This is a genomic window from Rheinheimera texasensis, from assembly GCF_964031785.1.
Lineage (GTDB): Bacteria > Pseudomonadota > Gammaproteobacteria > Enterobacterales > Alteromonadaceae > Pararheinheimera > Pararheinheimera texasensis_A.
On sequence record NZ_CAXIRE010000024.1, the window covers coordinates 237,129 to 263,442 of the forward strand.

Genomic DNA, 26,314 nt, shown 5'->3' on the forward strand with positions numbered 1-26,314 from the left:
TTTTGCCGTTGAATGCGACTGTCACCCTGCGGCGTTGTCTTATACTCAGGCCAGCAAGTGACTGGCTTGCTGGCGATGTTGCAGGCGTTGCCAGACTTTTTCGTGGACGATGTAACCGACAGTATTCACCGCGGGTTCGACCATAGCCACCAGACCGCCGACCAGTAAATCACCGGTCAGCAGGTAAGCCACAGTGAAGGCGATACTAAAGTGCATAGTGGTGAAGCTTAAGGTTTTTAACATGATGGTTTCCTTTAATCTGCTGCTTTAGGGCATAGAGTCAGCTTAAAGATGTTTATTCATCAGTTAAAACAAATAAAAATGTGAAGGGTGTTCGATAAAAGAGATGATAAGCGACGACGCTTAACGCGCCGTCGCCGCAATTGCCAACCGATTTAACGCATCGGTCAATAGAGGTAAATCTGGTTTTTGTTCAAGCGGCACAAAAGTACCTGCTGACCAGACGCTGTATTGGCCGTCCGCTTGAACCAGCAGCATTTTATCTTTGCGAAAGGCGTAAATTTCATTACCAATCACGTTAAGACGGGCGTTTTGGCTGGATGCTAACCAGTTTTCACCGACCCAGGCTTGCTGGTTGTAACAGCCGGCATAGCCTAATAAAGTCGGAATTAAATCCAGATGCTGACTGACCTGGTTGTAGCGTTGTTGCCGCAGTTCTGGCCAGTGGAAAAAGATTTTTGCCGGCGCCAGCGCAAAACGCTCGCCACGACCTGCCAATTCAATCACCAGCAGTTGTTGGTCAGCCGATCTTTGTTTCAGCTCGGCTGTCAGCAGGTTGGCGTCCTGCCGCAGGTGGATACGCACGGCCGCAGCTGCCGGTTTCTGTGTTGCCAGCCAGGGCAGTTGTTGTTGCCAGTGGCTGTCGGCGTCAAATTGCAGATACCCGGCCGGTATCTGTTTAAACCAGTCCGGCGCCTGTGTCGGCGGGATTTGTGCCAGCTGCGCGTGCAACAAATTAGTCAGCGCCAGCTGTGGGTCGCGTGGTGCCAGATGTTGTGGCAGCGTTTTGAAATTCTGTAGCTGCAACAGCTGTAGCTGTTCATCGCTGAGCTGTTCAACCAGCCAGACATCCAGTGGTGCAGCTTGCGGCGCTGCCGAGCAGGACAGTTGCACCGGTTGCAGTATTGTTGTTGCCTGCTGTAACCAGCTTTGTTGCTGAGTGTCTGTGCTGCGCGTGCTGATGATTTGATACCGGTTCAGTACCGTGCGCGCTGTCGCCGGGTAACTGAGTGGCAAGGTATTGTCCTGACGGGTGATGCTGCTGATTTCAGTCGCATCAGCCCAGATATGCAGCAGATGGCTACAGACAAAACTACCCAGCAACAGCAGCAAAGCCGGTGCACCGATACCAGACCTTTTCAGCCGTTCAATTTTTTTCCAGCAAAAGTTACTGCACAGCAATTCTATCGCCAGCAGCAGTAAGCCGACCGACAGCGTGATCAGGATAAAATTGCGTAAGTTGGTGACAACCTGCTGGCGTAATAGATCGACAGTTTGCTCCCACGAGGCGCTGCCGGCGTGATAGCCCAGACTGTGATAGACATAAGCATCAAAAATCAGTGCGACCAGACCACAACTGGCCAGCAATGCTGCAACACCACGCACATGGCGCTGCGAAGGAAAAATCAGGCTGACCGGAAATATGGTCACAATAAAAAACAACAAACAGATAAAAGCGGTGTGACCCAGCCAGTTCAGCACCAGATAAATCCAGCCTATGGCATCGGGCGGCAACGGGTCGGCGAGAAAAAAACTTAAAGTGACAGGTAAAGCGAGCAGCACATTAAAAAAAGTAAACCAATGGCCCCAGCGCAGCAGCCGGTTTACTTTATTGACTAGCGACAGGTCTTGCTCGAGGACCATAAATCAGTGCGACTTCGCCGAAATGGAATCGACCAGCACCTGGGCGAATGATTTGGCCACATCTTGTTGCTGCGCGGCCGGCACATGGGTCTGGATGATATGGCTGATGGTATTGCCAAGGCACATCAGGCTCAGCTCGGTATTGGCGTCCTGCTTGCGCAGCGTGTCGAGCAGCAGGTTCATGATAGTTTCAATCTGGGCGGTACTGTACTTGGACTGGATCGGCATGAATTACTCTGAAATGAAGGCTGTAAAACAGGTAGAATGGTAACAGAATTCGGTTAAACAGGAAAATTTATGTCTGTTGATGTCCACGCGCTGGCGATTAATTTCATCGAAGCCAACGAGTCTGCGCAGTTAACCGCGCATTTCCGTCAGGACCTGCTCAGTATCACGCCGCATGTCGCTTTGTTATTAGAGCAGTTGCATCTGGCCTACAACGGCAAACCGGCCAAAGGTTATGCCAGTTTCCACAGCGACAAAGTCGAGCAAATGCTGGAGCCGCTGGGGCAATGGCAGCATGGCGAAAAATCGTTTTTAAGCCTGGCTGAGCATGCCACTGCTGCGCTGGTGGTGGAACTGACTAAACATCAAATTCCGGAGACCGGTTATCTGATGTTGTGCCACTATCGTTATTTAGCCAACGAATACCTGTTTGTCGCTTTGCTGGGCAGTAAAGAACATTTCAGCCTGACCTCAGATTTGCAGCTCGCCAGCAGTAAACACCTGGATATTGCCCGGATGCAGCTGGCGGCGCGGATTGATTTGACGGAGCTGGCCAGTGCGCCGGAGCAAGGCAAATATATCTCTTTTATCCGTGGTCGTGCCGGTCGCAAAGTGGCGGATTTTTTCCTCGACTTTTTAGGTGCCGCCGAAGGAGTAGACCCCAAAGCCAGCAGCAAAGTGGTATTAGCATCGGTCGAAGAGTATTTAAGTGCATCTGATTATGACGCTGGTGAAAAAAACGACGTGCGTAAGCAGGTGTACCAGTATTGTGAAGAACGCGCCAAGCAGGGTCAGGACGTGCGGCTCGATGAATTATCCGCCACCGTCGACAGCTCGGATGACAATGCTTTTATCCGTTATTGTCAGGAACAGGATATCGCCGTGGCCGAAGAATTTCCGGTCGATGTCAAGGAACTGAAAACGTTGGTAAAATTCTCCGGAGCCGGCGCTGGTCTCAGCCTGAGTTTTGAGCAAAAATTGCTCGGTGAGCGCGTGCAATATGATGCAGAACGCGATGTGCTCATCATCAAAGGCACACCGCCGAATCTGCGTGACCAGTTACAGAAGTTTATTCGTGGTTATTCCAGTTTCGACAAAAAAGGCGAATAAGCTGGCATCAGGCAGCGCTTAATCAGCGCCGCCGTCGCTGTCACCGGATGTGTGCGTTGCTGTCGGCGTTGATGAGTGCGCAGGCGCATCGGTGACTTTGCTGGCTGGCGTGTCGGCTTGGTTTTTCTCACCAGCCGTCACAACTAGCGGACTGGTTTGGACTGCGGCAGCCGTTTGCGCTGACTGTCCCGGGCGGCTCACTGTTGTTTTGCGTTTGAGCTGTTGTTTACTGTTGCGTTTAAGCAGCCATAAATTGCCAACCAGCAAGGCCACCACCAGCACCACCATCAGCCATAGATCAGACATGTTCTTCTCCATCGATATTACAAATATAACGTTGATACAGCTCTGGCAGCATGGTGCAAATCGTCTCCCGCGCTGCTAAGTTGCTGTGTAAAATTGCGTCGTTCAGCACCGGCAGACTCAGTTGTTGCAGATATTGGCCGGCGAGTGGCTGATAACTTAAATGCCAGGGTTCGGCCGCCACACCGCCACGGAAACTGCGGTAAGGCCGGAAAAAACCAAAGCGGCCGGCATGTTGGCTTAACCACTGCGATAGCCGGCTGAATGGGCCATCTGGCGCGTATTCTGCCGGGGTCAACTGTAACACATAGTCAGCCGCTACTGCTGCCTGGTCCCACACATCCAGATCTGTGCCCCAGTGATGACGACTGGCGCCCGGCAATGCTGAATACAGCAGTACGGCGTGGATTTGCTCAGCAAGTGGCAGCTCGTGCATGACGACCAATTGACCTGCACTATCCAATACCGGCCGCTGGCCACTGAGTTTGGCCTGCACTATCGCCTGCTGGCGGGCAAAGTCACGCCAGCCAGAGGCGATGCGAAGTGCTATCCCTTCCGCCGCCGCCGCCTGTTGCATCGCGAGATAAGCCTCGGCAACCACAGGTTGTAACAACCGGCCCGGTTCGACTTCCTGCAAAGGCGGGCTGTCGATACCGGTGAGTTGGCGGGCAGTCAGCTGCGCCGCGGTTAAATCTGCGCTTAAGTCAGCAGATGCCACAGCATGGCCTCATACATGTCGGTCAGCAGGTCTAAATCGGCGACCCGCACATGTTCATTGATTTTATGGATAGTGCCATTACAGGGGCCAAGTTCTACCACCTGAGCGCCGGTGGGGGCAATAAAACGGCCGTCTGAGGTGCCGCCGGTGGTTTCCAGCGAGGTTTCAAAGCCTTGCACCTGTCGCACGGCTTTCACCGCAGCTTCGACCAACGGACCGCGGTCGGTCAGAAATGGCAGGCCGTTGAGCACCCATTCAATGTCGTATTGCAGCTTGTGCTGGTCCAATAACGCCAGTACCCGCTGTTGCAGCTGTTCAGCGCTCACTTCAGTGCTGTAACGGAAGTTAAAGGTCAGGCTGAGTTCCCCCGGCACGACGTTTGTGGCGCCGGTACCGGCATGGATATTGGAGATCTGAAAACTGGTAGCCGGGAAAAACGCATTGCCATGGTCCCAGACTTCAGTGCTGAGTGCGGCGAGTGCCGGTGCCGCTTTGTGAATAGGGTTGTCGACCAGATGCGGGTAGGCCACATGGCCCTGCACGCCTTTAATTTTCAGATAACCGGTCAGACTGCCGCGCCGGCCGTTTTTAATCACATCACCGACTTGCTGAGTACTGGACGGTTCACCGACCAGGCACCAGCTGATTTTTTCCTGCCGCGCTTCCAGCGTTTCAATGACTCTTTTGGTGCCATTGATAAATGGGCCTTCTTCATCGCTGGTAATTAAAAACGCGATATCACCGGTAAGTGTAGGATTTTTCGCTAAAAAGCGCTCAGTCGCGACAATCATCGCCGCCAGGCTACCTTTCATATCCGCAGTGCCACGGCCGTACAACAAACCGTCGCGGATCTGTGGTTCAAATGGCGGGCTGTGCCATTGTTCCAACGGGCCTGTCGGTACCACATCGGTATGACCGGCGAAACAAAACAGCGGTTTACCCTGGCCACGCCGCGCCCATAAATTCAGCGTATCCTCAAAAAACATCGATTCGATATCAAAGCCAAGCGCGGCGAGGCGCTCAGCCATTAATTGCTGGCAGCCTTCGTCCAGTGGTGTTACGGAAGGGCGGCGGATCAGTTCCTCGGTCAGCGCGAGAACGGCAGATTTTTCAGACATCACAGATTCTTCAGACATGAAAGGGCTCAGAGACAAAATTGCTGATAAAGGCTGGCGTCAAAGCCAAGCAGGAATTGCTCGCCACGTTGTAATAACGGGCGTTTGATCACCGCCGGATGCTGTTGCATCAGCTTCAAAGCTGATTCGTCATCGACAATGCTTTTTTCGCTATCTGGCAAAGCACGCCAGGTCGTGCCGCGTTGATTAATCAGTTTTTTGTAGCCAAGGACTGCAATCGCCTGGCGCAGCACATCGGTCGGCACGCCGTCCACCCGGTAATCATGAAACTTCACTTCAACCGGCATTTGTTCCAGCAAACTGCGGGCTTTTTTCATCGTGTCACAATTTTTAATGCCGTAGATCACACAAGATGTCACGCAAACTTACTCCTGTCAGAATTGGGTTTAGCTGGCTACCGCAGGGGTGAATTCCAGCCAGAATAAAGGGTCAACTCCAGCGGCTACATAACCGCTTTTACTATGAATACGTTGAATTTTCGGATGGTCAGACAAAGTCAGAATGCAATACAACGGCTGACATACCGGCGCCAAACGCGCGGCATCAAACTGCAGTAATGGCTGGCCGGCATTGATTTTACTGCGCGTGGCAACCAGCCAGTGAAAGCCCAGCGTGTGCTGCGCTGTTTGCGGCGGGAAAGCAATTTCCAGTTTCAGTCCATTTGGATGATGCAGCAGGACGCGATGACCGCCCCGGTCGGCACTGGTGACGATTCCGCTAAAAGGGGCTACCAGTTGGTGGCCCTGCAACTGAACCTGCACCGCATCCGGGATTAATCCGGACTGATACACCGGGCCTGCCAGCACGTCTGGTGCAGACACTAAGCCGCTGACCGGGCTGCGGATCTCAATGCCGCGTCCCGGATGTTGGTCACTGTGCAGCGTCAGTTTACTGAATGCCGAAGTCATCTCTGCAATTTCCTGCGTTGTCGCTTGGGCTGATAGTAACAAACTCCTCGTCTGCACTGCAGCGCTTCAGCGAAAAAAGCATCGAAAAAAAAGTCTGAGAAGAAAAGTGGTAAAAATGCAGGGTATGGCAGATTTTGTTGTACAAGCCAGTGTTTTTATTAGTTATGTTTGGAATGAAAACGCTGCGATCCGTTTGTTTTATGTCTTTAGGTTGTCCACAGATTCTGTGGATAACTTTGTGGGTTGTTCTGTGTATTTGTTTTATCTGTATGAAAATATTGAATTAATTCAAATGGCACAAATTTTGTTACCTTGTGACACTTCGATGAATCCTATTAAAGGTCTAAAAATCTAAGTTTGCTGGTCTTGGCCGCATATATGCAGTATTTTCTTTCAACTATACGCCGCCGCTGCTGGCCGCAAGGTTTTTTTCCTGCCACGCGACCCCGCGTGCGGGTACTTTATGCTAGTGTTGCCATAGATAGCTTGTTCGGAGTTCAGTCATGCGTACAGATGTCGGCCATACCCTGCAGTTGGGCGTTGTCTATAGTCAGACCTGGCCAAAGTTGCAGGAACTCAATCTGATGTTTCCGGAAAACCGGGTGATCCGCCTGACACAGCTGTTAAAAATCTGGATGCCACCTTTGGCGGTGCTGTCGGTTTGTGTGCAATTGCAGTACTTTGGCAGCAGTTATTTGTGGTCAGCGTTGGCCTGTGGGTTATTTATGCTAGCGCTGCCGTTGCAGGGCTATTTTTGGTTGGGTCTGCGCTCACAAAGCCAGTTGCCGCCGGCGGTCAGCCACTGGTATCGGGATATCAGAGCTCAGATGCAACAAGCCGGGGTGCAAGTGCCACAAGCTGCAACCGGTAAACCCTGTTATGGTGATTTGGCAAATGTCCTGCAATCGGCATTGCGCCAACTGGATAAAGCGTTTTTTCATCATTGGTTTTAACTGCTCTCAGAAAAAGCGCAGATCAGATCTGGCGATAAGTCGCGACCCAATGCGGTTTGTACACCAGCAATAAAGTGAGTGCCATGCCATTTAATAGCGCTTCCGGCATGGCCAACAGCGGCATGACCAGCAGAAACTCGCTGAATTGGCCGTCTTCCCCGGCACCCAGCACACCAAAAAATCCCAGTGCCAGTAAGGCGACAAAGGTCAGGGCGCTGCACAAACTATTGAGAAATCCGCTGACAAAAATCGCCACGAACAGATGCTGTGGTAGCTTATGGTTGATCAGCAGATAACAGCCATAACTTTGCAGCGCAACCAGCGTCAGCACTGTCCACTGCAACAAGATGGCGTTGAGGTCTGCGACAGGCTGGTGAAGTAGCAAAGCGGCCAGTTGTGGCAGCAACAAAGCTAACGGGATCACCAGTATTGTCAGCCGCAGCCCTAATAACAGCGCAACAGTGGTGATGCCGAGAAAATGTACCGGCGGCAAATCCGGTAATTGGGCTTTGAGCTGCCACAGCACACAAAGTGCCATCAAGGCACCAAGGAACAGCGCCTGCAATAAAGGTTGGCGTAACAGGTGCCAGACTTTGCGGTCCAGCACCAGGTAATACACCGCCATTAACAGTGCGCAAAACCACCACATGGGGTCATTCCAGCTTGAATTCCGACCAGACCGGCGCGTGATCCGAAGGCCGCTCCATAGCGCGGATGTCGTAGTCGACATCACTTGCGGCACATAAGGCCGCCAGCGGCGCCGTTGCCATCACCACATCGATGCGCAGACCGCGATTGTCATCAAAACCTTTTGAGCGGTAATCAAACCAGCTGTAGCGCTCGGTGCGATCCGGGTACAGCTGACGGAAGGTATCAATCAGCCCCCAGTCTTTGATGGTTTGCAGCATGTCGCGCTCTTCCGGTAAAAATGAACATTTGCCATCTTTTAACCAGCGTTTACGGTTGGGCTCACCAATGCCGATATCCAGATCGAGCGGAGAGATATTGATGTCACCAATCACGGCGATATAGTCGTCTGGCGTATGATGCTGCTGCAAATAGTTCAGCAGGTCAGCATAAAAGCGTTGTTTAGCCGGGAACTTAACCGGGTGGTCACGGCTTTCACCTTGCGGGAAATAACCGTTTAATAAGGTGAATTTTTTGCCGTTGGCCAGCGTCCACTGGCCGATTAACATACGGCGCTGGGCATCTTCGGCATCGCCGGGAAAACCATATAACATCTGGTCGGCCGGGGTTTTACTTAAAATTGCCACGCCGTAGTGGCCTTTCTGGCCAAAATGATAAGTGTGATAGCCCAGCGGCTGCACTTCGTCATGTGGAAACTCATCGTCGTGGACTTTAATTTCCTGCAAGCCGATAAAATCTGGCTGGTGCTGCGCGACCAGCGCTTGCAGTTGATGTGGTCTTGCACGCAGGCCATTGATATTAAATGAAATGATTTTCATAGCTGAAGCTGTATCCTTGAAAATGCCGCCATTGCCGAAGATGGCCATCATAGCATCGACCAGCGGCGACTGTCTAAAGCGGACTTGCAGCCGGCCGCTGGCCTTGGGTATGCTGCGGCGGCTTTTATCAGTCAACCGGAGCAGGCAGTGAACGAAGTCTGTCAGTTCAGCAGTATTCCATATCAGTTAAAACGCTCGAGCCGCCGGCGCACACTGGCGTTGCAGGTCGGACAGCAGGGTCTGACCGTGCTGGCACCTTTGTATCTGGAAAAACTGCAGATCGATGCCTTTATTCGCAAAAAATCGAGCTGGATCCAGCAACACTTACAGCAGCAACAGCAAAGGCCGCAGCAAGGTTATCCAGTCAGTGGCGAGCATCTGATGCTGCGGGAGCTGATGCTCAGATTAAAGGTGGTGGAGGATTCGGTGTCAGCAGTGACGCTGGAAGGTCAGACGCTCTGGGTGCAACTTTCAAGACGTATTAAAGCAGAAAACCGGCAAAAACATCTGCTGGGGCTGCTGGAAGACTGGTACCAACAGGAAGCGCAGCGTTATTTCAATCAGCGCCTGAGTTTTTGGGCTGAGCGGATGGGATTATCCTGGCGTCAGCTGCTGATCAAAGGCTGGCAAACCAAGTGGGGCAGTTGTCACAGTGACGGCACTATTTGCCTGAACTGGCGTTTGTTACTGGCGCCGGATTGGGTCAGTGATTATGTTATCGTGCATGAACTGGCGCATTTGCGACAGATGAATCATTCGCCGGTTTTCTGGGCTTTGGTTGCCGAATTTTATCCGCGCTGGCAAGAAGCAAAACTTTATCTGAAACAGCATCAACAGCAGATGACGCTGTCGTTAAACTGAGTTGACGCTGCTGAGATGCAGCACTTTGCAACGGCAGCGCTTTCTGTTTTAATCCGCCGGCATCAAAGCCTGCAACTTAGCCGGCATTAAACTTAGAAGAGTGCTTAAACGCACCAGTAACAGGAATCAATAACATGACCAGTCCCCTGCGATTACACCAATTACTGCGTTTGCTGGATTTAACCCGCCTGACCGAACAGGACACCCCGACGGAGATGGCACAGTGGCTACAGCAAACCGCCCGGCCAGATGCGGTGCCCGCGGCATTTTGTGTCTACCCGCAGTTTATTCAGCAAACCCTGCTACATCTGACACAACAACAGATGTCGGCGCCAGTTGCAACAGTGGTGAATTTCCCTTCTGGTGATTTGGCAGTGGATACTGTGGTGCAGGAAATTGAAGCGGCTCTGGTGGCCGGCGCCGGCGAAATAGATGCCGTGTTGCCTTATAAAGCGCTGTTAGCCGGCGATTACGTCCGGGTCAAACATTTTATGTACGACGTCCGGCAATCCTGTGGCCGCACGCCGTTAAAAATTATTATCGAGTCTGGTGAGTTATTAACAGCGCAACAAATTTGCAAGGCCACTGAGCTTGCGATTGAAGGTGGTGCTGATTTTGTCAAAACCTCAACTGGCAAAGTGCCGGTGGGTGTGACCCTTGAAGCTGCCCGTATCATGTTGACAGCCATTGCCGGAGCCGGCCGGCCTGTTGGTTTTAAAGCGTCCGGTGGTGTCAGGACTGTCGCTCAGGCGCTGGAATTGATGCAACTGTATGAAGACATTACCGGACAGTTAGCCAATCCGGCGGGGATGCGCATTGGTGCCAGTGCGTTATTAACCGAATTATTGCCACTATTGCAGCAGGCCTGATCCATCTTTGCTGGCGGAGGCTTGAGTGGCCTCTGCCGCGCGCCCATTTTCCATTATTGCCGACCCGCGAAACCAGTTTTAGGTGGATCCTGTGCGGTACAATTTCTTGTGAAAATAGTTAAGTCAGCTTTGCTGAAAAAACCACTGAAAACAACTGGATGTTGTCGTTTCAAACATGCTGGGCTGGATTTCTAACAATGTTGATGCCGCAAGGGCGTCTGAGATCAAGCGAAGATGGTGGAGGGGGAAGGATTCGAACCTTCGAAGGCAGTGCCGGCAGATTTACAGTCTGATCCCTTTGGCCACTCGGGAACCCCTCCACGTGGCGGGCATATTATCAAAAAAAGTGATGTTGTAAAGCAAATATCTCAAGTTCGCTGACTGACTGCCGATAATCTCAGCAATTCTGTGTCTGGACTCATCATAAGTAAGCAACTGACATGCTGATTAACGAGTGGCAATTAGGTAATGAACTGAACCAGTCTGTGCAGCAACACCTGCACGCTGATTTCCGTTTATGGTTAGCGTTTTTATCTCCGGCGATTGAAGAACAAGCCGGATTTTGTCTGGCAGACCAGCAAGCAACTCCTCAAACGACAGATCTGCGCCAGCAACTGCAATTGGTGCCACAACGCGACTACGGGCTACAACCGGATGATCTGCCGCTATTACAACAACATACGAAACTGATGACGCAAGGCGGTTTTGCCGCAATGCGGCTCGGAATATTGCTCCAACCGCCGCCGGCGGTGATACGGCACGATGCAAAGAAACTCACTGCAGATTTAGCAGACAACTTATCTCTACATTGTCAGCGCCATCTGGCCAAGCAATTGGCGCCAGTGCAGAGCACTGATGCCACATTACTTTACGACGTCCTCGAGCAATTACATACACCTGCAGCCGCCTGAACAGCAGCGAAAAACCGGATGGCGTGAGCCATGTTGTTGCAGTGACTTCGTTAATAGACCGGTGCTGGCTTGCCGGGGCTAACGGGTCAGAGTGGTGGCCGGGCTGGTGCCGGTTGATGGTTTAACCAGTGCGGATTGCAGGCTTTAAATTTTTTACCACTGCCGCAGGGGCACAAATCATTGCGGCCTGTTTTCATGACCGGGTGTGGTAATAACACACCATCGATATAACGCCACTGCCCGTCTAAGCGAATAAACCGTGAATGTTCTTCCAGCACATGCAATTTGTCCGCGATGAAGAACCACACCTTAAAATGCACATAACTCAGCGGCGGTTGTGCTGCCGACAAACCAATCGTTGCTGCTAGGTCAAATGCTGACGGTAACGCTGGGAACTGGCCAGGATCGACGCCCGGAGTACCACCAGACGCTACAACCTGCAGCGCCAGAAAGTGTGCATTACCCGCAAATGCCGCAATTTCAGCAATAGCGTCTGCCGATTGAACTGCCGGGTAATAAGTCTCGGCGATGTAGGGCACTAATTGCAGCACATAAGCACTGAACCGGGACCGCATTAATTGCTCTGCGCTCTGTGCAGGACCAGACCCGGTATGACAGGGCTGACAGCAATCCTGATATAGCTTTGGTTGCCCGCAGTAACAATTCATTTAATCATCCGACCCATCAGCGCAAAAATGCGATTGTACCCAATGCATTCCGGCAAAGGTACTGTTACCTCTGCCGGTGCCTGTGCTGCCTCTTGCAGGTGATGGAGCGCATAAACCAGTTTAGTGGGTCGTTGCTCCGCTGGTGCTGTGATTAATCAGTTGTGTCTGATATTTGTTGGCCAGATACTGATAATCGGCCAGTTCTGCACAATCCGCCGGTAAAAAACTGACCACTGCACTACAGGTCGAACAGGTCAGCGCATCCCGCATCAGATTGTCATAACGGTGGACTTGTTTTTGACTGATCAGCAACAGGCGCTGGCAATCAATCTGACATTGCTCCAGTACTTGTTTGCTCAGATGCAGTTGCGGCGCCAGAACCAGTACCCAGCCTTGTTGCTGCTCACCGGTTGCAGTCAGGGCAGCCAATGTCTGACAAACCGCAGCAAAGTGAGCCTCACTGACTTCACGGAAATAGCTTGTTTGCTGTGATTTCAGCTGTGGTTGCAGAGGACGGACTGCCGATGGTGTCAAAGCAAATTGGCGCATAAAAACCTCAAATACTGATGATGCATACAGTGTATGTTCATACAGTAATCAGCTTCAGAACAAAAAGCAAGCATTTACTGTGTGGATATACAGTATTTTTTGGTTTGCCGGCCAAAACTCAGAGCACATACTGGTTATACCATCCAAACCGGCGTATTCAGTTAGACTGCAGGGCTCATTGCTGTGTTTATAGGTCCCAGATGTTTCTTGATGCTTTTGTCAGCCGCCAGGGCGAACAATTCGTTTTCAGCGCCGAGCAGGCCAGTCAGTTTGCTAAAAACGTGGCCGAAGATTTTAATCCTATCCACGATGCCGACAGCAAAAGGTTCTGCGTGCCGGGCGATTTGCTGTTTGCTTATCTGCTGAGACGTTACGGACTGTCCGCTGAGCTCAGTTGCCGCTTTGAAGGTATGGTAGGGGCTGATGTGTTGCTGCACTGCGTTGAACAGGGCGACGAAGTACAAATTCAGGACCAGAATGGGAAAGTCTACTTGTCGCTGACGCAATCCGGCGAACGGCAGCAACAATGTCAGTTTATTGAACAACTGGTGCGGGACTATGTGCGTTTTTCCGGCCAGAACTTTCCGCATATACTGCAGCCGCTGATGCAGCAACATGATGTGATGATCAACCCACAGCGACCGCTGGTGATTTACCAGAGTATGGCGCTGCATTTCAGTCGCTTTAGCCAGCAATGTCCGAGCCTGCGTTTAGTCGAATCGACCTTAACGCAAGAGGGCAAACGGGCACAGGTAGTGTTGCGTTTTGAACTCTGTGAAGGCGATGAAGTTATTGGCGTCGGTGAAAAACGCCTGGTGCTGGGCAGTCTGGTACCCTATGACGCAGAGCAGATGCAGCAAATGGTGGATTTCTACAATCAGCGCAAGCAGACTTTAGGCCAAGCCGCCTGAGCACCTGACTACAGCAACTAATCGCAGTACCAAGTTGCCGCACCAAATCATCGTAAAAACGCCCGTCAGGGCGTTTTTTGATCTGATTGTTTCCAACAAATCATGTGTAGCAAACAGGCGCAGGTATTTGACAGTTGCTGTGCCTTTCGGCGGTGCTGGCGTTGAAAAATCAATATGCTATCTGTTATCTTCGCAAACAATTCCCGCCTTCTCTGCAGCAAGTGAGCCTGACATGTATTACATGATTTATTCTGAAGATATCGCCAATAGCCTGTCATTACGTCTGCAGCACCGGCCTGCACATTTGGCCCGTTTACAGGCACTAAACGACGCCGGCCGGCTGTTAATTGCTGGCCCGACACCGGCGATAGACAGCAATGAACCGGGCGATGCCGGCTTCAGCGGCTCTCTGGTCGTCGCAGAATTTGCCTCATTAGCCGAAGCACAGCAGTGGGCTGCGCAGGACCCTTTTATCCTCAATGGCGTCTACGACCGCAGTACCGTCAAACCTTTTAAAAAAGTATTGCCATAAGGATGTGATATGTCTTTGATTTTATTAACGGGGGGCGCCGGTTATATCGGTAGCCATACCGCAATAGTGCTGCAACAGGCTGGTTTTGATGTCATCGCGCTGGATAATTTGTGTAACTCGTCGGCTGAATCATTGCGCCGCGTCGCCCAAATCACCGGCAAAGCCGTACCGCTGATTGAAGCTGATATCCGCGATGAAGCCGCGTTACGCCGGGTATTTGCCGAATATCCGATCACAGCTGTGGTGCATTTTGCCGGGTTAAAAGCGGTCGGTGAATCCACCCAATTACCGCTGAAATACTATGACTATAATGTGGCCGGCACTGTGACTTTATGCCGCGTGATGGCTGATGCCGGCGTGAAGCAGCTGGTGTTCAGTTCGTCGGCGACCGTCTACGGCGCGGCGGCCGAAGTGCCGATCACTGAAAGCTCGGCACGCTCTGCCACCAATCCGTATGGCCAGAGCAAGCTGATGATTGAATATATTCTGCAGGACCTGGCCGCAGCGGATGCAGAGTGGCGTATCACTTTATTGCGTTATTTTAACCCGGTCGGGGCGCACCCAAGCGGGTTGATTGGTGAAGATCCAAATGGTATTCCGAACAATCTGATGCCGTTTATTTCTCAGGTTGCTGTTGGCAAACGTGCGCAGTTGTCAGTGTTTGGCAGTGATTATCCAACGGTGGATGGTACCGGCGTGCGGGATTACATCCATGTGATGGATTTGGCGCGTGGCCATTTGCAGGCGTTAAAGTACCTGCAACAGCACAAAGGCATCGAAGCGGTAAATTTAGGCACTGGTCAGGGCTATAGTGTGTTACAGATGGTCGAGGCTTTTGCCCGTGAAAACAACGTGGCAGTGCCTTATCAGCTGGTCGACCGCCGTCCTGGTGACGTGGCTGTCTGCTACGCCGAACCGGCTAAGGCTGCCCGCTTACTGGACTGGCGTGCCGAACATTCGCTGGCGGATATGGTGCGGGACGCCTGGCGCTGGCAACAACAAAATCCGGATGGTTATCACCAGCGCTGAGCTGGCACGGAGGTTTGATGCGGCAAATTGCGCAAGCACTGCTTGGTGCTGTGTTGTGGCTTGGTTGCGGCGGAGCTGCTGTAGCGGCGGATACCGCTGCATTTGACGAGCTGGTGCGCCAGCTCGAGCACGGCGAACAGGTGTTTTATGACGCCAAAGCCGCCAACGCTTTCCTCAGCCAGTTAAAGCAACAGTTGCCGCCGAACGATGAGCCGCGTCTGCGCCGTTATCAACGTGAAGCCTGTGCCATTGAGTTTGCTGAAGATCCCAAAGCCGGTATTGCTTACGCTGAACGTTTTATCGCTGATCCAGCCTACGCCGCTGATCACCTGACACTGAGTTATTTTTATTTATGCCGGGCTTCATTTCTGGCAGTTACCAGCGATACCGCGCGTCAGGAAGCTGATTTATCTCAGGCGCTGGCATTGGCCAACAGCAGTGAAGACGCGCTGGCACAAGCCAATGTGTTGTCTGCTCAGGCGGATTTTCATTCTACCCGCGGCGAACATGCCGAAGCCTTAATTCGTTTATTTAAAGCCTTTGAGTTATATCAGAAATCCGGCAACCGTCTGGGTGTTGGTTTGTCGCTGGAAAATATTGCGGCGGCCTTTCGCCGCATGGCGGAATACGACAAAGCGCTGGAATACCTCGAAACCAGTGAACGCGAATATATAGCGCCAAATGACAGCTACCGGCAGGCCTTTGTGTTATTGCAAAAAGCCTTTATTTTCGCCGAAATGGGCAAAACGCCGCAGGCCCGGGCCGTGCTGCAGCAAGTACAAAAAATCTATCAGGATATCGACGACCAGCGTTATGCGGTGGCGGTGGCGATTGAGCTGCTGTGGGTCAGTAACCTGGAACAAAAATTTACCCAATCGCTGGAACTGATCGCGGCGATAGAACAACAGATCCGGCGTATTCAGGCCAAAGATCCGGATTTTCTGCCCTACAACAATACTTTATATCAGCTGTATCAGGCGGAAGCGCTGGCAGAAACGGGCCAGTCGGCACAGGCTGCAGTGAAATTTGCCGCTGCTGACACTTTGCTGGCGCAGGAAAAAAATCCGCGTTACATGTTGATGTTACGCCAGGCCTGGTCGCGGGCTGAAGCCAAAGCCGGTCAATTTGAGCGTGCCTATCAATTGCAAGCCGAGGCGGTGGCGCTGCAGGAGCAGCTAAATTCGCAGGCCAAACTGCAGCGCGAGGCATTATTAAAGTTCCAGTTTGACAGCGAACTGCAGTCGCAGAAAAACTCGCAGCTACAGGCCGAGAATCGTTTAACCGGCCAGCAGCTGGCCGTGCTGGAAGCCGCACAGCGCTGGCAATATACCGCTATTGGTTTGTTTGTGGTGCTGGCGCTCATCGCGCTGTTTTATGCCATTTCGCAAATTCAGCGCAACAGACGTCTGCACAAACTGGCGATGACCGACGAACTGACCCAGGTTGGCAACCGCAGGGCCATTCTGGCGCAGTGCAACCGGGTGCTGGAGCAGGCTAGCCACAGCCAGCAGGCCTGGAGTTTGCTGATTGCAGACATTGACCACTTTAAACAATGCAACGATTTATATGGCCACGATGCCGGTGACGAAGTGCTGCGCGGCGTGGCGCAGGCCATGCAATCGGTGTTACGGGCGCCGGACCGGATTGGCCGCAGTGGCGGCGAAGAATTCTTGCTGGTGCTGCCGGATACCACAGAGCAGCAGGCGACTGCTATCGCCGAACAGCTGCGCCAGGCGGTGGCATCGCTGCGTTTTAGCGCTTATCCAGAACTTCGCATCAGTATCAGCATCGGCCTGACTCAGGCTGGCCGGCATGAGCAGGTGCGTGAAGTCATCACCCGCGCCGACAGTGCTTTGTATCAGGCGAAAAATCGCGGACGTAACCAGGTGGTCAGCTGCTGACACCAAGCAAGGATGTTGTGTTGTTAATATCGAATCCCACGCCGTTGACCCCGGGCTTTATGGTGGTCCATGCCAATTTGCCGGAGCAGTTGCGCGCTTTGTGCACCGCCTGGATGGCGGCGTATCCGCTGGATGTTTTTGAATCTGAAACCATTCTGGTACAAAGCAACGGCATCGCGCAGTGGCTGAAACTGGCGCTGGCGGCTGAACCCAAGCCCGACGGCAGTGGCGGCTTAGGCATTGCCGCCGGTTTGTCGCTGACGATGCCACACCGTTTTGTCTGGCAGCTGTACCGCTGGCTGTTACCCGATCTGCATATTCCACAACACTGTGCTTTTGACAAAGACCAGCTGCACTGGCGCCTGCTGCGCTTATTGCCAGAGTTGGTGCAACAACCGCAGTTTGCCACGCTGGCCGCCTATTTGGCGGATGATGAGCAGCAACGTAAAACCGACCAGCTGGCGCTGAAGCTGGCGGATTTATTTGACCAGTATCAGGTGTACCGCGCCGACTGGCTGTTGTTATGGCAACAGCAGCTGGATGTGCTGACTGACGCACAGGGCCAGCAGCGGCCACTACCTGAAGAATACCAATGGCAGAGTGCGTTGTGGCGCGCCATTCTGGCCGACCTGCAACCCGAAGAGCGGCAGTTCAGCCGGGCGTCCCTGCATCAAACTTTTTTGCAGCGGGCTGCGGGCTATAGCCTCATGAAGCGACCGGCGCAGCTGCCACGTCGTGTGATGTTATTTGGTATCAGCAGCATGTCGCAGCAAAGCCTCGAAGCCTTGGCCGCGATAGCACCTTATACGCAGATTTTGCTGGCAGTGCACAATCCCTGTCAGCATTACTGGGCGGACATTATCGCCGACAAAGATTTGTACCCACAGTCGCAGGGCGGACGGTCGCGTCAGCAGGTCAAATCCGGCGCGGCCGGTCATCCGTTGCTGGCGGCCTGGGGTAAACAGGGCCGCGACTATATCCGCCTGCTTGACCAGTTTGACCAGACCGAGCAGTTCCGTCAGCTGTTTCGCGGTGAGCGCATTGATCTATTCAGCGACTACGATACTTCGTTTTTACTCGGACAATTGCAGCAGGACATTCTGCAGCTGCGCGACCTGCCGGATAGCCGACCATTCTGGCCGGCGCTGGATCTAACGGCTGCCCGCTCGTTATGTTTTGCCCGCTGTCACAGTGTCGTGCGTGAACTTGAAGTGTTGCATGATGACCTGCTGGCGCAGCTGCAGGCCGATCCGACACTGAACTTCAGTGATTTTATGGTGATGGTGCCGGACATCAACGAATATGCCGCCGCGATTCATGCGGTGTTTGGCCGTTACCGGCGCGACGATGACCGCTATTTGCCGTTTACCATCGCTGATCAGGCCGCCACTGTGCAGCAGCCGCTGCTGCAGGCGCTGCATTATCTGCTGAATATCCGTCAGCAGCGCTTTTATGTCAGCGACATTATCGACTTATTGCAGGTGCCTGAGCTTGCCGCCAAATTTGCGCTGGATGCGCAATCAGTGGAGCGGCTCAGCAGCTGGTTGACGCAGGCCGGTGCGCATTGGGGCCTGCACAGTGAACAGCGGCAAAGTCTTGGGATTCGTTTTGATTATCAGCAGTTTAGCCTGATGCATGCATTAAAGCGTATGTTGCTGGGCTATGCCTGTGGCGACGCTGTGCCGCTTTTGGACTTTGGTAGCGATGCGGCGGCGCCGCTTGGTGCTGTGCAGGGGCTGGAGGCGGAATTTGCCGGTCAGCTGGCGTTGTTATTGCAACAGCTGGATGACTGGTGGCAGTTAAGTGCTGACGCCAAAACGCCTGAGCAGTGGTATCAGACTTTATTACAGCTGCTGGAAGATTTTTTTGCTGCCGACACCGAACAGGGCCTGCTGCTGCGCCCTCAGCTGACGGAAGAACTTGCCAGCTGGCTGCAAGCCTGCCAAAACGGCCGGCTCGACACGCCACTGGCACTGCAGGTGGTTGCCAGTGCCTGGCTTGGTCAATTTGAAAAAAACAGTCTGCAGCAGCGCTTTTTATCTGGCGCAGTCAATTTTGCTTCGTTGTTACCGATGCGGGCTATTCCGTTTCGCCAGGTGCATTTACTCGGCATGCAGGATGGCGCTTTCCCACGGGTGCAGCGGCGGCAGGATTTTGACCTGATGGCGCTGCAGCACAGGCCCGGCGACCGCTCGCGGCGTGATGATGACCGTTACCTGTTGCTCGAAGCTTTGTTGTCGGCCCGTGAGCGGCTGCGGATCAGTTGGCTCGGCCGCAGCATTCATGACAACAGCGAACGCGAACCCAGTGTGTTAGTCGCGCAGCTGCGCGCCCATCTGGCCCGCGGCTGGCGGCTTGAAGATGGCAGTGATTTGCTGGTGGCTCTGACCGAAGATTTTCCGTTAAAACCCTACAGCGAGCGCTACCGACGCGGTGAATTACGTAGCTGGCAACGCGAGTGGCGCAGTTTTTATCAGCCGGCGCCTGAGCTACAGGACAGCGGCCCTTTGCCACTGCAAGTGCCGGAGCAACCGCTGGACCTGACCCAGCTGCATGACTTTTTGCGCGATCCGGTGCGTTGTTTCTTTCAGCAGCGGCTGAAAGTGACGTTCCGTGCTGCGGCTGAAGCGCAAAGTGACGATGAAGCTTTTGTGCTGGATGCTTTGGCGCACTGGCAGCTGCAGCAGCAAGTGTTCAGCAATCTGGCGCAGCAGCTGCGTGAACAACAGCTTCCCGCCGATCACGACTGGACTGGCCTTATCCGCCAGCAACTGCAACAGGCCGATGCCGCCGGGTTATTACCGGTCGGCGCGGCTGGGGTGTTGATCAGCGACGCATTGGTACAGCAACTACCGGAACAATTGCAGCGCTTTAGCCGGCAACTGGCAACAACCTCGGCACTGGCGCGTGATTTCCAGCTGTTGCGTTATCGTTGTGCCCTGACCGTGCCAGCACATCACACGGATGAGCCGGCGGAAGGCGCAGTTGTTGAAAAAGCAGTTGTTGCCGCCGCTGCTATTGAATGTACGGTGCAGGACTGGCTCAAACAACTGCGCCAGGCATCAGATGGCAGCCTGTGGCAATTGCATCTGCACAGCGAAGCCTTACAACGCGACGGTGAATGGCGTCTTGGGCCTTTACTATTGCCCTGGCTGATGGCGCTGTTGTCATCTGCCGCCGGCCAGCCGGTGCGTCAGCATATAGTGGCACCGGATGGCGACTTAGTGCTGCCACCACTGAACGCGCAAGACGCCGCAGCGCTGCTGCAGCGCCTGCTTGGCTGTTATCTGCAAGGCATGCAACAGCCGTTGCCTTTTGTGCTGAAACTGGCAGGAGCCTGGCTGCAAAGCAAAATGGATGATAAACAGCTGCAAAAACTGCAGCAGATGTACGATGGCAGCGGCTTTAGCGCCGGTCTGGTGCAGCACAATCCTTATCTGCGTCGCGCTTTTGCTGATTTCTCCCTGTTCTGGCACCGCGAATTATCGCCGGCGCTGGCGGAGGATTTGTTACAACCGCTGCTGCAGGCTCTGGGAACTGCGCCGTCTAACGCAGGAGCTATCTGATGCAGCCACTGAATTTTATGCAACTGCCGCTGCAGGGCACTTCATTGATTGAAGCCAGTGCCGGCACCGGCAAAACTTATACCATTGCCGCTTTGTATCTGCGTCTGGTGCTGGGGCATGGCCTGACGGCGCCGCTGCGGCCGGACGAAATTCTGGTGGTGACTTTTACTGAAGCTGCGACGGCAGAGCTTAAAGGCCGGATCCAGCAACGGTTAAGCGATGCTGCACTGGTGTTTGCCGGTGAACTGCCGGCAGAGGACGCGGCGCTTCAAGCTTTGCTGGCGGCTTTTGCGCCGGAGCAACACGCAGAATGCGCCCGGCAGCTCGACTTAGCGGCGCAGTGGATGGATGAAGCCGCTGTCGCGACTATTCACGGCTGGGCTAAGCGCATGCTCAGCGAACACGCTTTTGCCTGTGGCAGTCAGTTTGAACACGAGCTGGTGACCGACCAGAGCAGCTTGCAGCAACAAGTGGTGATGGATTACTGGCGCTCTGAAATTTATCCGTTGCCGCTGCCGTTATTTGTGCGTTATCAGCAAAGTTTTGCCAGCCCCGAGCAGCTTTGGCAGGCCTTATTGCCGCTGTGGCAGGAAGCGCTGGCTACGCCGTCTTTACCTTTAGCCATGCTGCTGGAGCAGGAAATTACTCAGCGCCGTGAGCAACTCACCGCGTTAAAAGCGCCGTGGCGCGACTGGATCCCGCAAATTGGAGCGCTGATAGAGCAGGGCCGGGCGGCCGGTCTTACCAACAACACCAAACTCAGGGCCGATTATGTGGCGAAATGGCTGCAGGGCCTGACGGATTGGTGCGACGACCCGGCTTTGGTCTGGCCTGAAATTGGCAAAGGTCTGGAGCGATTGACGCCGGACGGTATGGCTGAGGCCTGGAAAGGCGCACCGCCGCAGCATCCGGCGTTTGCTGCAATGGCGCGCTTGCCCCAGGCGTTAACTGATTTGCCCGATGTCAGCTTCACGCTGCGTCTGCATGCGTTGGCGCAGGTGCGGGCGCAGTTTGAGTTATTAAAACAGCAACGTGCTGAGCTTGGTTTTGATGATTTACTCAGCCAGCTCGACAACGCCTTGCAAGGCGACAATGGTGAGGCACTGGCGGCTATTATCCGCCAGCAATTCCCGCTGGCGCTGATTGATGAATTTCAGGACACAGATCCACTGCAATGGCGTATTTTCAGCCGGATTTATCAACCAGAAGTGCTGCGTGATGATTGTGGTTTATTGCTGATTGGCGACCCGAAACAGGCGATTTATGGTTTTCGCGGCGCTGATATTTACACTTATCTCGCCGCCAAACGGCAAACACAAGGCCGGCATTTTTCGCTTGGCACAAACTTTCGCTCCACAGCAGCTATGGTCGAGGCGGTGAATCAGCTGTTCCTGCAGGCCGAGCAGCGCGATAGCGGTAAAGGCGCGTTTTTGTTTCGTGACCAGCCTGAGTTACTGCCGTTTTTGCCGGTCAATGCCAAAGGCCGGTCTGAGCAGCTGGTGCTGGATGCTAAGCCGTTACCCGCGCTGCAATGGCTTTCGCTCGACAGCAGCGAAAAACCGCTCAGCAAAGCGGCGTACCTGAGTCAAAGTGCCCGCTACTGCGCCTGGCAGATTGTCAGTTTGTTGCAGGCGGCCCGCGAGCAACGCTGTGGTTTTTTAGCGCCGGATGGCGTCCTGATCCCACTGCAGCCGGCTGATATCGCTGTGCTGGTGAATAATCAGCAGGAAGCCGATGTCATCCGCGCTGAACTGGCGGCGCTTGAGGTGCGCGCCGTGTATCTGTCGGACAAAGGCTCGGTGTTTGACAGCGTACTTGCCGGCGAATTGTGGTTATGGCTCAGTGCCTGCGCTGAACCCCGCCATGTCGGCAAACTCAGAGCTGCGCTCGCGACCCCGGCGATGGGCTGGACTTATGTGCAATTGCTGGCGCTGCAACAGGATGACTGGGCGCTGGAACAAATGCAGCTGCGCTTTATCGGCTATCAACAAGTCTGGCGCAGTCAGGGCGTGCTGGCGCTGGTGCACCGGCTGTTGCAGGATTTTGCATTGGTGCAGCAACTGGCACGCCGGCCGGATGCGGAGCGCCAGCTCACCGATTTATTTCACTTGGCTGAATTGCTGCAGCAAGCAGCCCGTCAGCTTGATGGTGAAGCGGCATTGCTGCGTTATCTGCAGCATCATCTGCAGGGTGAAGGTGAGTTAGGCGCCGATGCACTGAAACTGCGGCTGGAATCCGATGCAGCTTTACTGAAAATTGTCACTATTCATAAATCCAAAGGCCTCGAATATCCGCTGGTTTTTTTGCCATTTTTGCTTGCTGCCCGTGAGCTGGACACAAAAAAACTGCCTTACAGCTGGCACCAGCCCGATGGCAGGCGTGAGCTCGCCACCCGCTTTGACGAGCAGAGTTTTGCCCGGGCGGAGCAGGAACGGCTTGGTGAAGATCTGCGCAAACTCTATGTGGCGCTGACGCGGGCACGCCATGGCTGCGTAGTCACATTGGCGCCGCTGAAAGAGCGCAGTGCGCTCGGTTACCTGCTGTGCGCTGACGGCGTGCTGGCGCCACAAACACAGTGGCTGCCAGAGCCACTGACTGCTGCGCCGGCTTTTGGGCTTGCTGCTTTACAGACTGAAGCGCCGCCGCGATATATCGCTTCTTCAGCGCAAAACGCAGCTGCGGATGGCTTTGAGTTGCAGGGCATAGCGCCAAGGCCTGCCTGGGTCATCAGCAGTTACAGCGCGCTGGCAGCGCCCGGTGCGAATCAGCAGGCACATAACCAGCAAGTCAACTATTCCCAAGCCGGCTACTCTCAAACCAGCAGCCCGGACGACAGCGCCAGTGGCGGCAAAATTGCTGAACTGATGGCGGGCGTTGCAGCTGCGTCTGATCTCAGCCTGGGCGCAGATCAAACCGGCTTTGCCCAACAATTTGTCCGCGGCGCCGGCCCCGGCACTTTTTTACACGCGCAGCTGGAATGGGCGGCGGCGCAGGGCTTTGCCACTGTTGTCGCCGAGCCGGTTTTGTTGCTGGATCAACTCGTAGCTGCGGCAGCGCAGGAGGGATTGATCCGACGCCAGCATGATGGTCGCTGGCAGCGGCTCATGCTGCAAAGTGACAAAGAGCAGCCGGTGTTATTTGCCGATGCGGCTTTGGCTGTGGCGGAGCTCGCAAGCTGGTTAATGACGCTGTTGCAACAACCTTTGCCGGTCGCTGAAAACGCTTCGCTGGCGACAGTGCCGGCTTGTATTGCCGAACTGGAGTTTCTGCTGCCAGCGACGCGGGTCGATATCCGCTTGCTGGACGCGTTAGTGCAGCAGCAGTTCTGGCCCGGAGTGGCGAGGCCTGAATTGCAGCCGCGGCTGCTGAACGGCATGTTAAAAGGTTTTATTGACCTGACGCTGTTTGACGGTGAGCGTTATTATGTCGCTGATTTTAAGAGTAACTATCGCGAAGATGGCCGCTATTATGCCAAAGAGCTGCAACAGATGATGCTCGAAGCGCGTTACGATTTACAAGCCGCTTTATACGGCCTGGCACTGCACCGTTTATTGTCGGCCCGGCTTGTCGGCTATCAACCCGCGCAGCACATTGGTCCGGCATTGTATTGGTTTTTACGCGGCAGCGCTGTGTCGCAAACACAGGGCCAAGGGGTGCTGGCAGTGCCCTTTGCTGCTGAATTTATCCTCGCTTTGGATGCGTTGTTTCTTGGCGATACCAAGCCGGCCCGCCTGTTACTAAAAGGCGCAGATCTTGATACCGGCGCAAGCGCCGCAGAGGGAATTGGCTGATGTTACTGCGTTTTTCTGCTGAATTTGAATTGCAGCTGAGCCTATGGCAACAGGCGCAGTTATTAAGGCCGCTGGATGTTGCGCTGCTGCGGGCTTTACCGCAGGCCGCGACTTTACCTGAGCCGCTGTTACTGTATCTGATGCTGGCAAGCAGCCAGCTGGCGCAGGGCCACTTGTGTCTGGACTTACAACACGCAGCGACTAAGCCATTGCAACTATTGCCGTTGGCGCTGCGTGATCGCCGTCAGCGTCAATTGCTGCTGGATTTTTGTGCTGAGTATCCGCCAACTCAGGTTGCAGCGGCGCTGGCGCAGTATCCGGCGCTGGTTGCTGTGAATTCTTCGGCCGCCACCGACGCTTCTGCAGGCAAGCAGCCCTTTGTGCTCAAAGGTCAGCGCCTTTATTTGCGTCGTTATGCCGACGATGAAGCCGTCATCGCCGATTTTATCGCCAGCCGGCGCGAGGCGGATAAGACTTTGCGCCAGCAACTGGACCCCGGCCGTGTGCGCCAGATGTTAGCGATGCTGTTCCCGGCTGCAAATGATGACATCGACTGGCAGCAACAAGCCTGTGCGCTGGCGGCCAGCAGCTATTTTGCTGTGATCACCGGCGGTCCCGGCACCGGTAAAACCACTACAGTGCTGAAGTTATTGCTGTTGTTGTTACAACAAGCCAGCCAGGGCTTACATATTGTGCTGGCGGCACCTACCGGCAAAGCTGCTGCTCGCTTAACGGAGTCACTGGCACAGTCCAGGCCAAAGCTTGCGGCCACGTTGCCGCAACTGGCGAACCTTTTGCCGCAGTTACCGCAACGTGCGCAGACCGTCCACCGGCTGTTGGCGCCAAAACCGGACGGCAGCGGCTTTCGTTATCACGCCGGTCAGCCGCTGCCGGCCGATGTGGTGATTGTCGATGAAGCCTCAATGCTTGACGTCAGTTTATTTGCCGCTTTGGTGCGCGCTTTGCCGCCGCAATGCCGGTTGATCCTGCTGGGCGACAAAGACCAGCTGGCATCGGTTGAAGCCGGTGCTGTGCTGGCGGAGATTTGCCGTCATGCGCAAGCTGGCGGTTACAGTGCAGATAGCGCAGAGTGGCTGATGGCACTGACCGGTCAGGCCTTGCCGGCGGCTTTTATCTCGGCGCAGCCCGATCCATTGGATCAGCAGGTGATGATGCTGCGGCACAGCCATCGTTTTGGTGCCGATAGTGGCATTGGACGGCTGGCCCGGGCCGTCAATGATAGCGACCCTCAGACACTGCCGTGGTTGCAGCAGCTGGCCGGCAACGCAGAGCTACAACATGATGTCGCGGTCCAGCTGCTGAGCACACAGCAATCAAGTACCGCGGTCTGTGCCAGCATCAGGCCATGGCTGAACCCATATTTAGATTTATTGCAAATCCCGGTCAGTGCTGCAGAGGCCGACCAGCAGGCGCTGCGGTTGCATCAACAACTGACCCAAGTGCAACTGCTGTGCGCCGTGCGGCAGGGGCCGGCCGGCGTGGAGACGATGAATCAGGCGCTGGAACAATATCTGGCGCAGCAGCATCTGATCCACCGTCAGGGGGGCTGGTATCATGGCCGGCCGGTGATAGTGCTGCAAAATGACTACAGCACAGGCCTGATGAATGGCGATATTGGCATTTGTCTCGCGGTACAAGGCGCTGCTGATACGGGACTGGTCGGGCAGAATGGCCAGACTGAACTGCGCGTGGCGTTTTTGCAGCCTGATGAGCAACAGGGTTATAAAGTCCGTTGGTTTTTACCGGGCCGCTTACCGCCGCTGGAGAGTGCTTTTGCCCTGACGGTGCATAAATCACAAGGCTCGGAATTTCAGCACGCGATTTTGCTGTTACCACCGACAGACAGCCCGGTGCTGACACGTGAACTGATTTATACCGCTATCACCCGGGCGAAAAGCCGGTTCAGTTTATATCTGAGCGACTGGCAGGTGCTCGGCGGCGCGATAAACCGGTGTATTGTGCGTCACGGTGGCTTGCGGCTGGAATAGCGCTACAGGAATAA

At 54.2% G+C, this 26,314-nt stretch carries 24 protein-coding genes and 1 tRNA gene; 12 read left to right on the top strand and 13 right to left on the bottom strand.

The window, feature by feature from the left end; translation table 11 throughout:
- Positions 1-45 precede the first annotated feature (45 nt).
- The 3 genes from ABNT34_RS19695 to ABNT34_RS19705 all read right to left on the bottom strand — a co-directional run bounded on the left by ABNT34_RS19695 (position 46) and on the right by ABNT34_RS19705 (position 2,112).
- Entirely contained in the window at positions 46-243 is a 198-nt protein-coding gene (locus tag ABNT34_RS19695; RefSeq protein ID WP_348734609.1) for a DUF2061 domain-containing protein, read from the bottom strand.
- A gap of 120 nt (positions 244-363) precedes the next feature.
- Entirely contained in the window at positions 364-1,884 is a 1,521-nt protein-coding gene (locus ABNT34_RS19700; RefSeq protein WP_348734610.1) for a DUF3413 domain-containing protein, read from the bottom strand.
- Between the two features lie 3 nt (positions 1,885-1,887).
- Complete coding sequence (locus tag ABNT34_RS19705; protein WP_348734611.1) at positions 1,888-2,112, bottom strand: DUF1414 domain-containing protein; 225 nt, start codon at positions 2,110-2,112, stop codon at positions 1,888-1,890.
- Between the two features lie 69 nt (positions 2,113-2,181).
- On the opposite strand from ABNT34_RS19705, the gene yejK reads away from it, so the two are divergent.
- The gene (yejK, locus tag ABNT34_RS19710; RefSeq protein ID WP_348734612.1) at positions 2,182-3,219 is read left to right on the top strand and encodes a nucleoid-associated protein YejK; all 1,038 of its coding nucleotides are present in this window, start codon (positions 2,182-2,184) and stop codon (positions 3,217-3,219) included.
- A gap of 18 nt (positions 3,220-3,237) precedes the next feature.
- On the opposite strand, the gene ABNT34_RS19715 is transcribed toward yejK, so the two are convergent.
- Genes ABNT34_RS19715 through ABNT34_RS19735 form a run of 5 tightly spaced genes read right to left on the bottom strand, consistent with a single transcriptional unit; the run spans position 3,238 to position 6,284 of the window.
- Positions 3,238-3,525 carry a hypothetical protein gene (locus tag ABNT34_RS19715; protein WP_348734613.1) on the bottom strand — a complete coding sequence of 96 codons (288 nt, stop codon included), beginning with the start codon at positions 3,523-3,525 and terminating at the stop codon, positions 3,238-3,240.
- Complete coding sequence (locus ABNT34_RS19720; RefSeq protein ID WP_348734614.1) at positions 3,518-4,240, bottom strand: M15 family metallopeptidase; 723 nt, start codon at positions 4,238-4,240, stop codon at positions 3,518-3,520. The genes ABNT34_RS19715 and ABNT34_RS19720 overlap by 8 nt, the downstream gene beginning before the upstream one ends.
- A complete protein-coding gene (gene dapE, locus ABNT34_RS19725; protein ID WP_348734615.1) occupies positions 4,222-5,358 on the bottom strand; it encodes a succinyl-diaminopimelate desuccinylase in 1,137 nt (378 codons plus the stop codon). Before dapE ends, ABNT34_RS19720 begins: the two co-directional genes overlap by 19 nt.
- 26 nt (positions 5,359-5,384) lie before the next feature.
- Positions 5,385-5,735, bottom strand: coding sequence for an ArsC family reductase (locus ABNT34_RS19730; RefSeq protein WP_348734616.1), 351 nt, complete (start codon positions 5,733-5,735; stop codon positions 5,385-5,387).
- A 27-nt stretch (positions 5,736-5,762) separates the two neighbouring features.
- The gene (locus ABNT34_RS19735) at positions 5,763-6,284 is read right to left on the bottom strand and encodes a PTS glucose transporter subunit IIA (protein ID WP_348734617.1); all 522 of its coding nucleotides are present in this window, start codon (positions 6,282-6,284) and stop codon (positions 5,763-5,765) included.
- A gap of 503 nt (positions 6,285-6,787) precedes the next feature.
- On the opposite strand from ABNT34_RS19735, the gene yfbV reads away from it, so the two are divergent.
- Positions 6,788-7,237, top strand: coding sequence for a terminus macrodomain insulation protein YfbV (gene yfbV, locus ABNT34_RS19740; RefSeq protein WP_348734618.1), 450 nt, complete (start codon positions 6,788-6,790; stop codon positions 7,235-7,237).
- Between the two features lie 22 nt (positions 7,238-7,259).
- On the opposite strand, the gene ABNT34_RS19745 is transcribed toward yfbV, so the two are convergent.
- The gene (locus ABNT34_RS19745) at positions 7,260-7,886 is read right to left on the bottom strand and encodes an energy-coupling factor ABC transporter permease (RefSeq protein WP_348734619.1); all 627 of its coding nucleotides are present in this window, start codon (positions 7,884-7,886) and stop codon (positions 7,260-7,262) included.
- 4 nt (positions 7,887-7,890) lie between these two features.
- On the bottom strand, positions 7,891-8,703 hold the full coding sequence (gene xthA / locus ABNT34_RS19750) for an exodeoxyribonuclease III (RefSeq protein WP_348734620.1): 813 nt from the start codon (positions 8,701-8,703) through the stop codon (positions 7,891-7,893).
- 147 nt (positions 8,704-8,850) lie between these two features.
- Here xthA and ABNT34_RS19755 point away from each other — a divergent pair, with 147 nt between their 5' ends.
- Both ABNT34_RS19755 and deoC read left to right on the top strand, forming a co-directional pair.
- The gene (locus ABNT34_RS19755; RefSeq protein WP_348734621.1) at positions 8,851-9,564 is read left to right on the top strand and encodes a SprT family zinc-dependent metalloprotease; all 714 of its coding nucleotides are present in this window, start codon (positions 8,851-8,853) and stop codon (positions 9,562-9,564) included.
- A gap of 134 nt (positions 9,565-9,698) precedes the next feature.
- Entirely contained in the window at positions 9,699-10,433 is a 735-nt protein-coding gene (deoC, locus tag ABNT34_RS19760) for a deoxyribose-phosphate aldolase (RefSeq protein WP_348734622.1), read from the top strand.
- A 235-nt stretch (positions 10,434-10,668) separates the two neighbouring features.
- Here the strand turns inward: deoC and ABNT34_RS19765 are convergent.
- A tRNA-Tyr gene (locus ABNT34_RS19765) sits at positions 10,669-10,753 on the bottom strand.
- Between the two features lie 120 nt (positions 10,754-10,873).
- On the opposite strand from ABNT34_RS19765, the gene ABNT34_RS19770 reads away from it, so the two are divergent.
- Complete coding sequence (locus ABNT34_RS19770; RefSeq protein WP_348734623.1) at positions 10,874-11,344, top strand: VC2046/SO_2500 family protein; 471 nt, start codon at positions 10,874-10,876, stop codon at positions 11,342-11,344.
- 86 nt (positions 11,345-11,430) lie between these two features.
- Here ABNT34_RS19770 and ABNT34_RS19775 read toward each other — a convergent pair whose 3' ends face one another.
- A complete protein-coding gene (locus ABNT34_RS19775) occupies positions 11,431-12,012 on the bottom strand; it encodes a YchJ family metal-binding protein (RefSeq protein WP_348734624.1) in 582 nt (193 codons plus the stop codon).
- A gap of 120 nt (positions 12,013-12,132) precedes the next feature.
- Positions 12,133-12,561 carry a SulA-like leucine-rich domain-containing protein gene (locus ABNT34_RS19780; RefSeq protein WP_348734625.1) on the bottom strand — a complete coding sequence of 143 codons (429 nt, stop codon included), beginning with the start codon at positions 12,559-12,561 and terminating at the stop codon, positions 12,133-12,135.
- 200 nt (positions 12,562-12,761) lie between these two features.
- On the opposite strand from ABNT34_RS19780, the gene ABNT34_RS19785 reads away from it, so the two are divergent.
- The 7 genes from ABNT34_RS19785 (at position 12,762) to recD (ending at position 26,300) form a co-directional block, all read left to right on the top strand.
- On the top strand, positions 12,762-13,472 hold the full coding sequence (locus ABNT34_RS19785) for a DUF3581 family protein (protein ID WP_348734626.1): 711 nt from the start codon (positions 12,762-12,764) through the stop codon (positions 13,470-13,472).
- Positions 13,473-13,704: 232 nt separating this feature from the next.
- The gene (locus tag ABNT34_RS19790; RefSeq protein WP_348734627.1) at positions 13,705-14,004 is read left to right on the top strand and encodes a YciI family protein; all 300 of its coding nucleotides are present in this window, start codon (positions 13,705-13,707) and stop codon (positions 14,002-14,004) included.
- Positions 14,005-14,013: 9 nt separating this feature from the next.
- The gene (gene galE / locus ABNT34_RS19795) at positions 14,014-15,033 is read left to right on the top strand and encodes a UDP-glucose 4-epimerase GalE (protein WP_348734628.1); all 1,020 of its coding nucleotides are present in this window, start codon (positions 14,014-14,016) and stop codon (positions 15,031-15,033) included.
- A gap of 17 nt (positions 15,034-15,050) precedes the next feature.
- A complete protein-coding gene (locus ABNT34_RS19800; RefSeq protein WP_348734629.1) occupies positions 15,051-16,934 on the top strand; it encodes a diguanylate cyclase in 1,884 nt (627 codons plus the stop codon).
- A 20-nt stretch (positions 16,935-16,954) separates the two neighbouring features.
- Entirely contained in the window at positions 16,955-20,500 is a 3,546-nt protein-coding gene (gene recC, locus ABNT34_RS19805) for an exodeoxyribonuclease V subunit gamma (RefSeq protein ID WP_348734630.1), read from the top strand.
- Positions 20,500-24,291 (top strand): exodeoxyribonuclease V subunit beta, encoded by a 3,792-nt coding sequence (gene recB, locus ABNT34_RS19810; RefSeq protein ID WP_348734631.1) that lies wholly within the window; start codon positions 20,500-20,502, stop codon positions 24,289-24,291. Before recC ends, recB begins: the two co-directional genes overlap by 1 nt.
- Positions 24,291-26,300, top strand: coding sequence for an exodeoxyribonuclease V subunit alpha (gene recD, locus ABNT34_RS19815; protein ID WP_348734632.1), 2,010 nt, complete (start codon positions 24,291-24,293; stop codon positions 26,298-26,300). Before recB ends, recD begins: the two co-directional genes overlap by 1 nt.
- The last annotated feature ends 14 nt before the right edge of the window (positions 26,301-26,314 follow it).

Excerpts from the sequence above, each read along its gene's own strand:
- ABNT34_RS19735 (WP_348734617.1), bottom strand. The coding sequence starts at position 6,284 with ATGACTTCGGCATTCAGTAAACTGACGCTGCACAGTGACCAACATCCG.
- recD (WP_348734632.1), top strand. The coding sequence starts at position 24,291 with ATGTTACTGCGTTTTTCTGCTGAATTTGAATTGCAGCTGAGCCTATGG.
- ABNT34_RS19695 (WP_348734609.1), bottom strand. The coding sequence starts at position 243 with ATGTTAAAAACCTTAAGCTTCACCACTATGCACTTTAGTATCGCCTTC.
- dapE (WP_348734615.1), bottom strand. The coding sequence starts at position 5,358 with ATGTCTGAAAAATCTGCCGTTCTCGCGCTGACCGAGGAACTGATCCGC.
- yfbV (WP_348734618.1), top strand. The coding sequence starts at position 6,788 with ATGCGTACAGATGTCGGCCATACCCTGCAGTTGGGCGTTGTCTATAGT.
- ABNT34_RS19715 (WP_348734613.1), bottom strand. The coding sequence starts at position 3,525 with ATGTCTGATCTATGGCTGATGGTGGTGCTGGTGGTGGCCTTGCTGGTT.
- ABNT34_RS19780 (WP_348734625.1), bottom strand. The coding sequence starts at position 12,561 with ATGCGCCAATTTGCTTTGACACCATCGGCAGTCCGTCCTCTGCAACCA.
- ABNT34_RS19700 (WP_348734610.1), bottom strand. The coding sequence starts at position 1,884 with ATGGTCCTCGAGCAAGACCTGTCGCTAGTCAATAAAGTAAACCGGCTG.
- ABNT34_RS19790 (WP_348734627.1), top strand. The coding sequence starts at position 13,705 with ATGTATTACATGATTTATTCTGAAGATATCGCCAATAGCCTGTCATTA.
- ABNT34_RS19770 (WP_348734623.1), top strand. The coding sequence starts at position 10,874 with ATGCTGATTAACGAGTGGCAATTAGGTAATGAACTGAACCAGTCTGTG.
- deoC (WP_348734622.1), top strand. The coding sequence starts at position 9,699 with ATGACCAGTCCCCTGCGATTACACCAATTACTGCGTTTGCTGGATTTA.
- ABNT34_RS19745 (WP_348734619.1), bottom strand. The coding sequence starts at position 7,886 with ATGTGGTGGTTTTGCGCACTGTTAATGGCGGTGTATTACCTGGTGCTG.
- ABNT34_RS19785 (WP_348734626.1), top strand. The coding sequence starts at position 12,762 with ATGTTTCTTGATGCTTTTGTCAGCCGCCAGGGCGAACAATTCGTTTTC.
- xthA (WP_348734620.1), bottom strand. The coding sequence starts at position 8,703 with ATGAAAATCATTTCATTTAATATCAATGGCCTGCGTGCAAGACCACAT.
- ABNT34_RS19775 (WP_348734624.1), bottom strand. The coding sequence starts at position 12,012 with ATGAATTGTTACTGCGGGCAACCAAAGCTATATCAGGATTGCTGTCAG.
- ABNT34_RS19705 (WP_348734611.1), bottom strand. The coding sequence starts at position 2,112 with ATGCCGATCCAGTCCAAGTACAGTACCGCCCAGATTGAAACTATCATG.
- recB (WP_348734631.1), top strand. The coding sequence starts at position 20,500 with ATGCAGCCACTGAATTTTATGCAACTGCCGCTGCAGGGCACTTCATTG.
- yejK (WP_348734612.1), top strand. The coding sequence starts at position 2,182 with ATGTCTGTTGATGTCCACGCGCTGGCGATTAATTTCATCGAAGCCAAC.
- galE (WP_348734628.1), top strand. The coding sequence starts at position 14,014 with ATGTCTTTGATTTTATTAACGGGGGGCGCCGGTTATATCGGTAGCCAT.
- ABNT34_RS19800 (WP_348734629.1), top strand. The coding sequence starts at position 15,051 with ATGCGGCAAATTGCGCAAGCACTGCTTGGTGCTGTGTTGTGGCTTGGT.